The sequence below is a fragment of the Enterobacter sp. MGH 24 genome (assembly GCF_000493015.1).
Lineage (GTDB): Bacteria > Pseudomonadota > Gammaproteobacteria > Enterobacterales > Enterobacteriaceae > Enterobacter.
Genome location: NZ_KI535657.1, coordinates 120,881 through 135,357, shown reverse-complemented (window position 1 = coordinate 135,357; position 14,477 = coordinate 120,881). Strand labels below are relative to the sequence as shown.

Genomic DNA, 14,477 nt, shown 5'->3' with positions numbered 1-14,477 from the left:
TTACTCTCCTCGGCCGGCGTTTTGCGCCGGCTGCAAAAACGGCATAACGTTGTAGCGGTACTCTTTCGCCGCGTTGAGATCCTTTTGGATAATGCATTGCGCTGTTTCGGTAAACCGCAGCGCGGCAGCGCGGAGATCGAGCCGGTTGGCGTGTTCAATACCGGCAAGCACGTCCGGCTCGATAATCGTGTTACCGTGCAGGGCACCGAGAATGGCTCCGCTCATGACCCCGATAGAATCCGTGTCGCGCCCCGAGTTGATGGAATCCTCTACCGCACCACGGAAGTCGCCTTCCCGCAGCAGGCAGAACGCCAGCGCCATGGGGAGCTCTTCGATCGACATCAGACGCGAAGGCTGGTACGCCATGGTCGGCACCCCGGCTTTTTCCGGTCCGTGCATCAGGTCATCACCCATTGGTGACCAGGGCAGAAGCGCCTCGTGGAGCGCATCGACAACCTGCAGGTAATCCCAGGGTTGCCCGCGATAACAGCAGGCGACATCCAGCGTGGCGCTAATAGCCTCACGCGTGCCGTCTTTTGCCAGCTGCAGGGCGATATCAACGATGGCATCCAGGGTGATCCCTGGAATGAACGCCGCCGAGACGCAGGCGGCGAACACGCCGGCAGCCTCCAGCCCATAGCTCTGCTGGTGCCCCAGCGTGAAGTTGATGGCCTCCTGGTAGGCGGCGGTGGGGTTACAGGCGTTAATTACGCCGATGGGGGCGGCGTACATGGCGGCGCCGCAGTTGACCATATTGCCAACGCCGCCCTGGCGAGGATCGCAGGCCGCGAGCTGCAGACGGTGAAATATCCATTTTTCCGGGTAAAACAGGCGCTCAATGACCAGCGCTTCTCTGTCAAGCTCCGGCACCCAGCGGGGTTCCCAGGCAATTTTCCGGACAAACGGTCCCGCCATGTCCCAGGCGTCAATGTGGCGGCCCAGCTCGTCGTAGACTTCCATCAGGCAGAGCGTCATTAAGGTGTCGTCTGTGATGATCCCGTTGCCCCGAATGCGGTTATTGCGCCGTGAGGACGGCTCGTCCATCCGGTGCCAGCGCTGGTTGATGGAGATCACTTTTCCATATTTTTCCTGAATCTGGCGGGCAGACAGTTTCTCGACCGGGCCACCCAGCGCATCACCAAATGCAACGCCGTAGAGCATGCCAAGAACCCGGGAGCTGAAAGATAAGTTATCTGTCATTTTAATTTTTCCTGTGCGTATTGAGTCATGGCGTTACCCCCGGCAGATTTCCAGGCATTGACGTATTGATCCCACATATCAAACGAGGCCTTGCCTGAGACGAATTTGTAGGCCCATTCGTTGTAAATGCTGCTGGTGGAATCGAGCGCGGCCGCAAAGGTCGACGGGAAAATAAACGCGTTGTCGGCCGCAAAATAGCGTTGTGAATTGTCGATGTAGCGCAGCATGGCGGGCGAGCGCCACTCAACCGGCGGTTTCCAGTTGGCGGCATAGATAAATCGCGGATACCAGGCATTAATCTTTGGCGTGACGGTAAACGTATCGTCTTTACGAACGTAATGGGTGCCTTCAAACCCCATCTGCTCCATCATTTGCCCTTCCGGACTGGCCAGGAAATCGAGCAAAATCATCACCTCTTTCTTATGCTTCGACAGCGTCGACATCGCGAAACCGCGGGTCTCCATCGACACATCCACCGCCGCCAGACCTTGCCCGCCCGGACCTTTCGGGGGATCGAGCAGCGTCAGCGTGGCATCGGGGTGGACCTGGCGCATTTTCTCCTGATAGACCCCTACGTTCCCCGGTGACGAGACCGAAACGACGCCCACTTTACCGGTGTAAAACTGATCTTCTTTCAGCTCCCAGTTGGTGGTGATGTACTGCGAAGAGAGCAATCCTTTCTCATACAGAGCGTGGTAATACTGCAGTTTGTCGCGCTCCTGCGGGCTAATTTGCGCGTGGATCCACTGACCCTGCGCGTCCTTAAGCCACGTCGCGTGGATCCCAAATGCCGGATTTAAAAAGCCATCCAGATCGCGGAGATCTTTTTCAGAGGTGATCCCCGCCGTGTCCGCTTGACCATCGCCGTTGAAATCACCGCTGTGAATGGCGCTAAACAGCTTCACGTACTCCTCCAGCGTTTTTGGTGACGCGCTGAAGCCGCTCTTTTGCAGCCAGTCTTCGCGGATCACCGGTTGGCGCGCCCGCAGCGGATAGACGTAAAGCAGCGTCGGATGGTTTTGCAGACGCAGCTTGTTGTGCGGCCACAGCGCCTCTTTCAGGTAATGGGTCTGGGCAATCCACGGACGCCAGTCCTCAAGGATGCCTTGCTCAACCATTTTCTGATCGCTGCCGTTGAAGTAGATCAGATCCGGAATGGTGCCGGACAGCAGCATCACGTTCAGCACGTCGGAATAGCCGGAAGAGGAAAGGTTCACGATCTCAATGTTGATATCGTGGCCCTGTCGCGCCAGCGCCTGTTCTATCCGGTGGATATGCTCCACGTCTTCCCGATTGGTGGTGAGCAGATCTTTCTCAACCACTCGAATCGTCACCGGCTCTGCCTGGGCAACCTGACACAGCAGCACGCCGCCCAGCAGGACGCGGGTAAGGACATTGAATACGTTCATCGTCATCGTTCCTTGTTAACCCTTCACCGCACCGGACATGGTGCCTTTGGTAAAGAAGCGCAAAATAATGGGGTAAATGGCGATAAGGGGAGCAATAGTCAGCGTAATCATGCCGGCTTTGAGCGCCTTAATGCTGATCTGGCTGGCATCGGTGTAGTTAGACATGCTTTCCACCCCCACCATGGACAACTTATCTCCCTCGACGACAAACTGACGCAGCACAACCTGCAGCGGCCACTTGTCCGGATCGTTGAGGTACACCATGGCGCGGAAAAATTCGTTCCAGTGCAGCACCATATAAAACAGCGTGATCATGGCAATAGAGGATTTAGCAACTGGCAGAATGACGTACCACAGCGTCTGGAAAGGGTTCGCGCCATCCAGCTCGGCGGCTTCCAGCAGCTCTTCCGGGATCTCTTCGAACAGACGCACCAGAATGATCAGGTACCACGCGAAAACAGCGCGATAGAGAATGACTGACCAGTAGCTGTTCAGCAGGCCCAGCTTCTTCATCACCAGAAAGTCGGGAATGATGCCCGGCTCAAAAACGATGGTGAAAAGGACGAAGATAAAGAGCAGGCGACGTCCCGGCAGCCGTTTTTGCGCCAGCGCCCAGGCCAGCAGCACGGTAAAGACCACGTTGATAACGGTGCCCACCACGGTGATCAGCATCGCGTTTCCAAACCCGCGAAGAACAGCCTTATTGCTCAGCAGCAGCTTCCATACATCGAGCGAGAAACCGTCCGGGATAATCGCCAGGCCACTCATGCCCGCGACCTTCGCCGGGCTTGAGAAGGAGACGGCCACCAGATTCAGGATGGGCTGAAGCGTAACGATGACCAGCAACAGCAGAACGGAGAGAATGAGAACATACTCAATGCGTTCAAATGGGGTACTTCGGGATGACCAGCGCATTACCAGACTCCTTTACCCGTCAGGCGCTTAGAGACGTTGTGAGCCAGCACGATAAGGACCATGCCAATCACGCCTTTGAATAACCCTGCCGCCGTTGCCAGCGAGAATTCCCCGGTGCGCAGGCCCATGCGGTATACATAGGTGTCGATGATATCGATCTGCCCGTTTACCACGTCGTTGCTCATGTTGAACACCTGATCAAAACCCTGGCTCAGGAACAGCCCGACGTTAAGGATGAACAGCGTCGCGATCGTGGGCGTAATGGCAGGTAGTGTGATATGCCAGATTTTTCGCCAGCGGCCTGCACCGTCCATCTCCGCCGCTTCGTACAGCTGTGGGTCAATCGCCAGGATCGCCGCGATATAGAGCAGGGAATCCCACCCGGCGCTGCGCCACATTTCAGTGAACACCAGCACCCAGCGAATTGAGCCGGTATCCGTCATAAACGGAATCGGGTCGTATCCCATAGATTTAATGACGTCGTTAATCGCCCCGTCGACCGGGGACAGCGTGGCGATAGCGATACTGGCAATAACAACCCATGATAAATAGTGCGGTAAATAAATGACCGACTGGACGAATTTACGATAACCCGATGAACGCACCTCATTGAGCAGCAGGGCAAGAATAATCGGTACCGGGAAAATAAAGACCAGTTTCATTGCGCCAATGATGACCGTATTTTGTATCACCTGCCAGAAAACGGGAGACGACATTAGCGTCGTAAAATATTGCATGCCGACCCAAATATTGGGTGGAATGATCCGGTATTGCTCAAAAGCGATTTTCGTTTCCCAGATAGGTAAATAGTGCCAGATAAAAAAATAAATCACACCCGGCAGCGCCATCACATAAAAAGGCCACCACCTGCGCATCTTTTGACGAAAGCGCGCGGTACGAGTGACGGTTCGTTGCTGTGAGAGGTGGCTTGCAAGGGATATCCGCTCGCTGGGTTTTGTTTCAGTTAAAGCCTTCATCGAACTTACTCCCATTATTTTAATGGTTGCAGCGGATGCAATATAAAACCTGCATCGCACGTTAATAAAAAAGCGATAAACCGTAGTGTTAATTTTTCTCAACGTGAATGGTGATATTTTCATATTGCGTCAGACGGGTGAGCACATCTTTGTACTCAGGCATATTTGACGCCCCCTCTTTTTCAACGGCCAGCGAGGCAAACGCGCAGGCAAATTTTGCGGCCTGAACGAGAGACTCCCCTTTGGCCATGCTGGCCGTAAATGCACCGTTAAAAGCATCTCCGGCCCCTGTCGTATCCACGCATAACGCTTTTAGCGCAGGAATATGAATAAACTGCTCGCCGTCATAAATAAGCGCGCCTTTGGCTCCCATCGTAATGATGACGCAGCCGACGCCATTGGCCTTGATCGCTTTTGCCGCTGCTTTCGCGCTGGTCATGTCCGTAACGGCAATACCCGAAAGCAATGACGCTTCTGTTTCGTTAGGCGTAAGAAAATCAACGTTTTTCAGACAGCTCGCCACCTCAGAAGAGAAGGGCGCGGGGTTTAAAACCACTTTAATATCGCAGCAACGGGCAAGTTCAATGGCCCGAAACGTGGCGGGCAGATTGTTTTCCAGCTGGGTTAAAAAGATATCCGAACTTTTTAACTCCGGGATAATAGCTTCAACTTCATCTGCGGTAATTGATTGATTGGCACCCGGGCTAATGGCAATCATATTCTCACCGTCGCCCTGACATACATAAATAAGCGCCGTGCCGGTTTTCTTTTCTTTATCCTGATAAAGCATAAAGCTGTCAATTGCCGACGAGGTCAAATGTTCATATGCCATCTGGCTAAACTGATCGTTTCCGACTTTACCGACAAAGTGCGTTTTCACATTACATTTGCTTACTGCCAGCGCCTGATTCGCCCCTTTTCCCCCCGGCCCGATAATGGTATTTTCTGAAAATATCGATTCACCGCTTTGCGGAAAACGATCCACATTCGCAATAATATCAACGTTGAACGACCCTAAAATACAAACTTTGCCTTTCATCTTTCGCCCTTTATGTCGAGACCTGGCTGTTTTTTTTGACTGAGCAGATTCAAAAAAATGAATGATATTACTATCAAGATTATTTACGGATTGAGTGTGAAAAATACGGCGCTTAATAAGGGCGCCACCATGGCAGCGCTCAACGCCACCTTCTTTCGATAATATATTCAGGTCACTGCGAATTGTTTCTCGGGTGACGCCAAAAATTTTAGCGAGATGGCTAACCGTCGCGCGCTCATATCGGTTGAGGTAGGTCAGTATTGCGTAATGACGTTCTTTAATGAGCATGATGTCACCTCTGAAAGTTATATTATTGTTTCAGTGGTGTTAATTCCTTGAGGGTATTCACAGAATGATGGGCAAAGCAAAAGGAATCGGAAATGAAATGACAATTAGGTCATTAAAATCAAAGGATTAAATGTCATTACGAAGGGTGATTATTTTAGTGTATTTCGTGACGGGAGAGGGCATTCGCAGAGTAAAACCCGCGGCCCGCGTGCCGGGCCGAATGTGTGAACTATTTTCCGCTGTTATCCCGGCGATACGCCAGCGCCACCACCAGCGACTGCACAAGGCACAGCGTCGCCGACTGAGACCGGAACGCATCCACCTGCGCCTCTTTCACCACAAAGCAGAGATCGCTGAACGTCGCCAGGGGGCTTATCTGGCTGTCCGTAATCACGATCTGCCGCGCGCCGACGCTGGCGGCGGTTTCGCTGACCATCACCGTCTCTTCCGCGTATGGCGAGAAGCTGATCGACACCACAATGTCGCGCGCCTTAATGCGGCTGATCTGCTCGCGCAGCATCCCGCCCATGCCGTCGAGCAGGATAGGGCGACACTCGAGGTGGCTCAGCGCGTAGGTCAGATACGCGGCAACGCTAAAGGAGCGGCGCAGCCCGGCGATGTAGATGGTGTCGGCGTCGGCCAGCAGCTGTACCGCGCGCTCCAGCATCTCCGGTTCGGCGCGGGCGGCCAGCTGCTGCAGCGCCTGCGCGTTTGAACGGGCAAACTCCTGCAGAATATCGAGCGGCGTTTCCGGCACGGCCTCGCTCTCCATCTCGCGGAACAGCCGGGCGCGGTCGCTGTAGCTGGCGGTCTCCTCCACCAGGTTCATGCGAAACAGCTGTTTCATTTCGTTGAAGCCGGTGAAGTCAAAGGCGTTGGCAAAGCGGATCAGCGTCGAGGGCGGCACGTCGGCGCGCTCGGCAATGACGGCAACCGTATCAAAGGCCACGCTGTTGGTGTTATCCAGCACGTAGCGGGAGACCTGCTGCAGCCTCTTGCTCAGGCTATCGTAGCGATCGCGGATTTGCTGCTGCAGTTCGTTCAGGCTGGTTGCTGTCGTCATCTTATCCCCCAAATACAGTCTTATGATTCTAAACGCAAAACCGCGTCTTTTAAATGTCGGCCATCCATCTGGCAGCAAAAATGAAACAGAAACTTCAGTCATTTCCTCGCCCGAAATTCCTTAATAGCGCACGCTGCGTCAGTGTTGTTGGCTGTTAACATAAAAATCCATCCTTGATCACAATAATCATTATTTATTTTATTTCAACTTAAAATGGAATATTTGTTTCATATATAGTGTTCAGTACACAGTGTTCAGGTAACAGTCACGTATCAACAGCGAGAGGTTAAGGATGGAGACGGTAGCGAATTTTATTCACGGCGAATGTGTCACCGGTTCAGGCCAGCGCGTTCAGGCGATCTTCAACCCGGCCACCGGCGAGCAGATCCGCCAGGTGGTGATGAGTACGGCGCAGGAAACCGAACAGGCCATTGCCGCCGCGCAGCAGGCGTTTCCGGCGTGGGCGCGCCATGCTCCGCTTAAGCGCGCGCGCGTGATGTTCCGCTTCAAGGCGCTGCTGGAAGAGAACATGGAGCGACTGGCCCGCATCATCAGCGAAGAGCACGGCAAAGTCTTCTCCGACGCGGTGGGCGAATTGACCCGCGGCCTGGAGGTAGTGGAGTTTGCCTGCGGCATCCCGCATCTGCAAAAGGGTGAACACTCTGCGAACGTCGGTACCGGCGTCGACAGCCACTCGCTGATGCAGCCGCTCGGCGTTTGCGCCGGGATCACGCCGTTTAACTTCCCGGCGATGGTGCCGATGTGGATGTTCCCGATTGCGCTGGCGACCGGCAACACCTTCGTGCTGAAACCGTCGGAAAAAGATCCTTCTCTCGCGCTCGCGCTGGCGCAATTGCTGAAAGAGGCCGGCCTGCCGGACGGCGTGTTCAACGTGGTGCAGGGCGATAAGGAGTCCGTTGACGTGCTCCTGACCGACCCGCGCGTGCAGGCGGTGAGCTTTGTCGGCTCCACGCCGATTGCGGAATACATTTACCAGACCGCGTCCGCCCACGGTAAGCGCTGTCAGGCGCTGGGCGGCGCGAAAAACCACTGCATTTTAATGCCGGATGCGGACATGGAGATGGCAACCAACGCCATCATGGGCGCGGCCTACGGCGCGGCGGGGGAACGCTGCATGGCGCTCTCGGTGGTGCTGGCGGTGGGGGATAAAACCGCCGATGACCTCTGCGCCCGGCTGGAAAAACAGATTGCCGCGCTGCGCGTCGGGCCGGGCCTGGACCAGTCGCCGGAAAACGAAATGGGGCCGCTTATCTCCTCCGCGCACCGCAGCAAGGTGCTGGGCTACATCGACAGCGGGGAAGCGCAGGGGGCGAAACTGCGCGTGGACGGTCGCGGCTTCAGCGTGAAGGGCCACGAGCAGGGCTACTTCGTCGGGCCGACGCTGTTCGATAACGTCACCCCGGAGATGACCATCTATAAAGAAGAGATTTTTGGCCCGGTGCTTTCTGTGGTGCGCGTAGCAGATTACACCAGCGCGGTGGATCTGATTAACCGCCATGAATATGGTAATGGCTCGGCGATCTTCACCCGCGACGGCGGCTGCGCGCGCCGCTTCTGCGAAGAGGTGCAGGCTGGCATGGTGGGGGTCAACGTGCCGATCCCGGTGCCGATGGCGTTCCACAGCTTCGGCGGCTGGAAGCGCTCGATTTTTGGCGCGCTCAACGTCCACGGCAGCGACGGCGTGCGCTTCTACACCCGAATGAAAACCATCACCGCGCGCTGGCCGGAAATGCAGCAGGAGACAGGCGCTGCGTTCTCCATGCCAACGCTGGGCTGACAGGAGGTTTTATGCAAACCGAACGTATGACCATGGCCCAGGCGCTGGTCCGGTTCCTTAATCAACAGTACGTCAGCGTGGATGGCAACGAAACGCCCTTCGTGGAGGGCGTCGCCACCATCTTTGGGCACGGTAACGTGCTGGGTATCGGCCAGGCGCTGGAGCAGGATCCCGGTCATCTACAGGTGATGCAGGGCTGCAACGAGCAGGGCATTGCCCATATGGCGACGGGGTTCGCCAAACAGCACCGCCGCCAGCGCATTTTTGCCGTCACCTCCTCCGTCGGGCCGGGCGCTGCCAATATGGTGACCGCCGCGGCCACCGCCACGGCGAACCGCATCCCGTTGCTATTGCTGCCGGGCGATATCTACGCCAGCCGCCAGCCGGACCCGGTGCTGCAGCAGATCGAGCAGTATCACGATCTTAGCATCAGCACCAACGACTGCTTCCGCCCGGTCTCCCGCTACTGGGACCGCATTAACCGCCCCGAGCAGCTGATGAGCGCCATGCTAAGCGCGATGCGAACGCTTACTGACCCCGCGAATACCGGCGCGGTGACCATCTGCCTGCCGCAGGACGTGCAGGGAGAGGCATGGGACTACCCGCTAAGCTTCTTCGCGCGTCGCGTGCACCACATCGAGCGTCGTCCGCCCGATCCGCAGCGTCTGGCACAGGCGCGGGCGCTGATCGCCCGCAAGCGTCGTCCGCTGGTGGTGTGCGGCGGCGGCGTGCGCTATTCCGGCGCGCATGAGGCGTTTCGCGAATTTGTCGAGACGCTGCGGCTGCCGTTTGCCGAAACCCAGGCCGGAAAGGGGGCGCTGGTAAGTGACCACCCACTTAACCTGGGCGGCGTAGGAGTGACGGGGGGAATGGCCGCCAACCAGCTTGCGCCACAGGCTGACCTGGTGATTGGCATCGGCACGCGCCTGACCGACTTTACTACCGGCTCCAAGGCGCTCTTTTCCCATCCGGACGTCGAATTCCTGCTGCTGAACGTGGCCGAGTTTGACGCCCTGAAGCTGGACGCGACCGCGCTGATTGCCGATGCCCAAACCGGGCTTCAGGCATTAACCCACGCGCTCGGGGATTATCGCAGCGGCTGGGGAGAGGCGATCGCTCAGGCGAATTCCGCCTGGCGCGACGAGTGCCGTCGACTGTGGGATCGCCAGTGGCGTCCTGACGACGCGCCCGAAGTGGCGGGGCACCTGGACGCGCAGCTGGCGGAGTACGGCGAGACGCTCAACACCCGCCTGACCCAGACGCGGGTGCTGGGGCTGATCAACCAGCATATTGAAGATAACGCCATCGTGGTGGGCGCGGCCGGTTCGCTGCCGGGGGATTTACAGCGTCTCTGGCAGGTCAAAACGCCGGACAGCTATCACCTGGAGTACGGCTACTCCTGCATGGGCTACGAGATTGCGGCGGCCATCGGCGCGAAGCTCGCCCAACCCGAGCAGCCTGTATACGCCATGGTGGGGGATGGCTCCTACATGATGCTGCACTCCGAGCTGCAAACCGCCGTTCAGGAGGGCATTAAGGTCACCGTTCTGCTGTTTGATAACGCCAGCTTCGGCTGCATTAACAACCTGCAGATGGGGCACGGCATGGGCAGCTTTGGCACGGAAAACCGTCGGCGCAACCCGGAAACCGGGCGGCTTGACGGGCCGCTGGTGAAGGTCGACTTTGCGCAAAACGCACAAAGCTACGGCTGCCGCGCGTGGCGGGTGAACGATGAGCAAAGCCTGCTGGCGGCGCTTGAGGCGTCACGGGCGCATCCGGGCCCGACGCTGCTGGACATCAAGGTGCTGCCGAAGACCATGACCCACGACTACGCCTCCTGGTGGCGAACCGGTGACGCGCAGGTGGCGGCGTCGTCTGCCGTGCGTGAGGCCGCTGAGCAAACGCAGGCGCAGGTGAAAAAAGCCCGCCAGTATTGAGATTTCCTGCCATAACGAAATTTTCATTTCATTTCCCCTCACCCTAACCCTCTCCCCAAAGGGGAGAGGGGATGGTTAGGTGCGGCCTTTTCTCCCTCGCCCCTTTGGGGAGAGGGCCGGGGTGAGGGGCGCTTCTGTACTTCCTCCCATGTTGTGAGATTGATAACAAAATTTATCTCATTCATCTCAAAAGTGTTAACCCACACTCAAAAACATAATTTTCACTATTTATAAAAATGAAATAAATGTTTTATTTATAGGGTCGTTAGTTCACAGCATTCACCAACACCGGGAGCCGTTATGTTTAACATTGCTTTACTGGGCGCTGGCCGAATTGGCCAGGTACATGCAGCTAACATTGCCAGCCACGGCGCGACCACGCTCTGGTCCGTGGTTGACCCGAATCAGGAATTTGCCACCCGTCTCGCCACGCAGTATCAGGCCCGCCAGCAGAGCGTGGATGAGGCGATGACCGACCCTAACGTTCACGCCGTACTGATCGCCTCCGCCACCGATACCCACGCGGATCTGATTGAAATGGCCGCCCGCCACGGCAAGGCCATCTTCTGCGAAAAGCCGGTACACCTTGACCTCGCCCGCGTGCGCGACTGCCTGAAAGTGGTTAAAGAGTACGACGTGCCGCTGTTTATCGGCTTTAACCGCCGCTTTGACCCGCAGTTCCGCCGCGTGAAAACCGATGTGCAGGCCGGGCGCATCGGCAAACCGGAATCGCTGCTGATCATCTCCCGCGATCCGTCTCCGCCGCCTGCGGAGTACGTCCGCGTTTCCGGCGGCATGTTCCGCGATATGACCATCCACGACTTTGACATGGCCCGCTTCATCATGGGCGAAGAGCCGGTGTCGGTGTATGCCCAGGGCAGTAACCTGGTGGATCCGGCGATTGGCGAGGCGGGGGATATCGATACCGCGTTTATCGTTCTGAAATACGCCTCCGGCGCGATGGCGACCATCGTCAACAGCCGCCGTTCATCTTACGGCTACGACCAGCGCCTTGAGCTGCACGGCTCCGAAGGGCTGCTGTGCGCGGGCAATATTCTGGAAAACCAGGTGCAGCACTACGGCAAACAGGGCTGCACCAGCGCGCTGCCGGAACACTTCTTCCTGCAGCGCTACAAATCCGCTTACGCCGCGGAATGGGAACACTTTGTTGCGGTCCTGCGCGGCGAAGCGGTGCCTGACTGCAGCGGCGATGATGGTGAACGTGCGCTGTACCTTGCGGATAAAGCGCTGGAGTCGCTGCGAAGCCAGCGCGAGATCGTCCTCTAAACACAACAACCCTACACAGAGAGACATAATAATGAAAAAACTGATCGTAGCCGCCCTCATCGCCATGACGTCCGGGGCCGCCCTCGCCGAAAACGAGCAAATTGTTTTCAGTACGCCAAACCTGGCCATGCCGTTTGAAGTTCACATGCAGCGCACGGCGGTGAAAGCCGCAAAAGAGATGGGCGTGAAGCTTCAGGTGCTGGACGGGCAGGGCAGCTCGCCGAAGCAGGTGGCTGACCTGGAAAACGCCATCACCCGCGGGGCGCAGGGCTTTATCGTCTCCCCGAACGACGTGAACGCGGTTTCCAGCGCGGTGGATGAAATTCAGGATGCGAAACTGCCGATCGTCACCCTCGACCGCTCCGTCGATAGCCAGAAGAAAGTGCCGCACTTTGGCGCCAACAACTACAAGGGCGGCCAGGCGGTTGGCGACTTCGTTAAAACCAAATTCCCCAACGGCGCGGACATCATTCTCCTCACCGGCCAGCCGGGTTCTTCCTCCAATATTGAACGCACCAAAGGGATCCGCGACAGCCTGAAGGCGGGTGGGGATAAATACAAGATCGTCGCCGATCAGACCGGGAACTGGATGCGTTCGGAAGGGATGCGCATTGTGGAAAGCGTGCTGCCTTCGCTGCCGAAGCGCCCGCAGGTGATCCTCTCCGCCAACGACGATATGGCGCTGGGGGCGATTGAAGCGCTGCAGAGCCAGGGCGTGAAGCCGGGTGAAATCCTCGTGACCGGGTTTGATGCGGTGCCGGAAGCGCTGGCCCGCGTGCGCGACGGCTGGCTGGCGGTAACGGCGGACCAGCGTCCGGGCTTTGCGGTGCAGACGGCGATGAGCCAGCTGGTGGCCAACGTGCGCGAGAAGAAAGCCATCACCGGGGCCGACTACCCGCCGACGCTGATCACCAAAGAGAACCTGCAGCAGGCTGAGCGTATCGGTGAGGCCGGTAACTAATATGTCCCGAGCCGCCTCTGGCGGCTCATCATGAGGAGGAGCAGACTGATGTCGCAACCCTTACTGAAAGTGACCGACCTGGCAAAAAGCTTTTCCGGCGTCTGGGCGCTGAGCAGCGCTCAGCTGAGCGTCGGCGCGGGGGAGATCCACGCCCTTCTGGGGGAAAACGGGGCAGGGAAATCCACGCTGCTGAAGGCGCTCGCGGGCGCGCAGCCGCAAACGCGCGGGGATATCTGGTTCAACGGCGAAACGCTGCCGGTGGACGACTCCCCGGTGGAACGGCAGAACAAGGGCATTATCACCATCTATCAGGAATTCAACCTGCTGCCCAACATGACCGTTGCGGAAAACATGTTTCTCGGGCGCGAGCCGCGCAGGCGAAACCTGATCGTCGACGAAAGGGCGGTAAACCAGGAGGCGCAGGTCATTCTCGATTACCTGCAGCTGAACGTTGCGCCGACCACGCCCGTCGCCCGTCTGAGCGTCGCCCAGCAGCAGATGGTGGAGATCGCCCGGGCGCTGACCCTCAACGCCCGGTTAATCATCATGGACGAACCCTCCGCCGCGCTGAGCGACAGCGAGGTGGAAAGCCTCCACCGCGTGGTGCGCGAGCTTAAAAACCGCGGCGTGAGCATTATTTACGTTACCCACCGTCTGCACGAGGTTTTCCAGCTTTGCGATCGCTTTACCGTTTTCCAGGACGGCCGTTTCACCGGCACCGGCGCGGTGGCGGAGACCAACGTCGAACAGCTGATCCGCCTGATGGTCGGACGCGACGTGGCCTTTAACCGCCGTCCCGCCAGCGAAACGCATCATGAAGACAAACCCGTCCGCCTGGCGGTGAAGGGGCTGAGCCGCGAAAAGCCGCCGCTGGATCCGCACGGCATCGCCCTGCACGACATCAGCTTCCACGTCCATGCCGGGGAGGTCCTGGGCATTGCCGGGCTGGTGGGCGCGGGACGTACCGAAGTGGCCCGCTGCCTGTTTGGCGCAGACGCGTTTACCTCGGGGAGCTTTGAGCTGGACGGCGTGCCGTACCAGCCGCGCGACCCGCTTTATGCCCTCGATCAGGGCGTGGCGCTGGTGCCGGAAGATCGCAAAAAAGAGGGGGCGGTGCTGGGACTGTCGATTCGCGACAACCTGTCGCTCTCCTGCCTCTCCTCGCTGCTGCAGTGGCGCTGGTTTGTGAACACCCGCAAAGAGGACGATCTGATTGAGTCCTACCGCCAGGCGCTGCAGATCAAAATGGTCAACAGCGCGCAGGAGGTGCGCAAACTCTCCGGCGGCAACCAGCAAAAAGTGATCCTCGCGCGCTGCATGGCGCTCAACCCGCGGGTGCTGATCGTTGATGAGCCGACGCGCGGCATCGACGTGGGGACCAAATCGGAAGTGCACCAGGTGCTGTTTGACATGGCGAAAAAGGGCGTGGCGGTGATCGTGATCTCCTCCGATCTGCCTGAAGTGATGGCGGTGTCCGACCGGATCATCACCCTCAGCGAAGGCCGGGTGACCGGCGAGATCCACGGTGACGACGCTAACGAAGAACGGCTGATGACGATGATGGCCATCAACCACAACGCCCTGAACGCGGCATAACGGAGTT

11 protein-coding genes are annotated in these 14,477 nt (G+C 57.8%); 5 read left to right on the top strand and 6 right to left on the bottom strand.

Annotated elements, in window-relative coordinates; all coding sequences use genetic code 11:
- From L370_RS21095 to L370_RS21120, 6 genes are all read right to left on the bottom strand, one after another.
- The gene (locus L370_RS21095) at nt 1-1,200 is read right to left on the bottom strand and encodes an ADP-ribosylglycohydrolase family protein (protein ID WP_023333020.1); all 1,200 of its coding nucleotides are present in this window, start codon (nt 1,198-1,200) and stop codon (nt 1-3) included.
- Nucleotides 1,197-2,609 carry an extracellular solute-binding protein gene (locus L370_RS21100; RefSeq protein ID WP_023333019.1) on the bottom strand — a complete coding sequence of 471 codons (1,413 nt, stop codon included), beginning with the start codon at nt 2,607-2,609 and terminating at the stop codon, nt 1,197-1,199. The genes L370_RS21095 and L370_RS21100 overlap by 4 nt, the downstream gene beginning before the upstream one ends.
- Nucleotides 2,610-2,624: 15 nt before the next feature.
- Nucleotides 2,625-3,524, bottom strand: a complete 900-nt coding sequence (locus L370_RS21105) for a carbohydrate ABC transporter permease (protein ID WP_023333018.1) — start codon at nt 3,522-3,524, stop codon at nt 2,625-2,627.
- A complete protein-coding gene (locus tag L370_RS21110) occupies nt 3,524-4,501 on the bottom strand; it encodes an ABC transporter permease (protein WP_023333017.1) in 978 nt (325 codons plus the stop codon). Before L370_RS21110 ends, L370_RS21105 begins: the two co-directional genes overlap by 1 nt.
- An 88-nt stretch (nt 4,502-4,589) precedes the next feature.
- Complete coding sequence (locus L370_RS21115) at nt 4,590-5,828, bottom strand: PfkB family carbohydrate kinase (RefSeq protein ID WP_023333016.1); 1,239 nt, start codon at nt 5,826-5,828, stop codon at nt 4,590-4,592.
- Nucleotides 5,829-6,057: 229 nt separating this feature from the next.
- Nucleotides 6,058-6,891 carry a MurR/RpiR family transcriptional regulator gene (locus L370_RS21120; RefSeq protein ID WP_023333015.1) on the bottom strand — a complete coding sequence of 278 codons (834 nt, stop codon included), beginning with the start codon at nt 6,889-6,891 and terminating at the stop codon, nt 6,058-6,060.
- Nucleotides 6,892-7,183: 292 nt separating this feature from the next.
- On the opposite strand from L370_RS21120, the gene L370_RS21125 reads away from it, so the two are divergent.
- From L370_RS21125 to L370_RS21145, 5 genes are all read left to right on the top strand, one after another.
- On the top strand, nt 7,184-8,689 hold the full coding sequence (locus L370_RS21125; protein WP_023333014.1) for a CoA-acylating methylmalonate-semialdehyde dehydrogenase: 1,506 nt from the start codon (nt 7,184-7,186) through the stop codon (nt 8,687-8,689).
- 11 nt (nt 8,690-8,700) lie between these two features.
- The gene (iolD, locus tag L370_RS21130; RefSeq protein ID WP_023333013.1) at nt 8,701-10,626 is read left to right on the top strand and encodes a 3D-(3,5/4)-trihydroxycyclohexane-1,2-dione acylhydrolase (decyclizing); all 1,926 of its coding nucleotides are present in this window, start codon (nt 8,701-8,703) and stop codon (nt 10,624-10,626) included.
- Nucleotides 10,627-10,926: 300 nt separating this feature from the next.
- Entirely contained in the window at nt 10,927-11,913 is a 987-nt protein-coding gene (iolG, locus tag L370_RS21135) for an inositol 2-dehydrogenase (RefSeq protein WP_023333012.1), read from the top strand.
- A gap of 31 nt (nt 11,914-11,944) precedes the next feature.
- A complete protein-coding gene (locus tag L370_RS21140; protein WP_023333011.1) occupies nt 11,945-12,874 on the top strand; it encodes a sugar ABC transporter substrate-binding protein in 930 nt (309 codons plus the stop codon).
- A 48-nt stretch (nt 12,875-12,922) separates the two neighbouring features.
- Nucleotides 12,923-14,470 (top strand): sugar ABC transporter ATP-binding protein, encoded by a 1,548-nt coding sequence (locus tag L370_RS21145; protein ID WP_023333010.1) that lies wholly within the window; start codon nt 12,923-12,925, stop codon nt 14,468-14,470.
- Nucleotides 14,471-14,477: the final 7 nt, after the last annotated feature.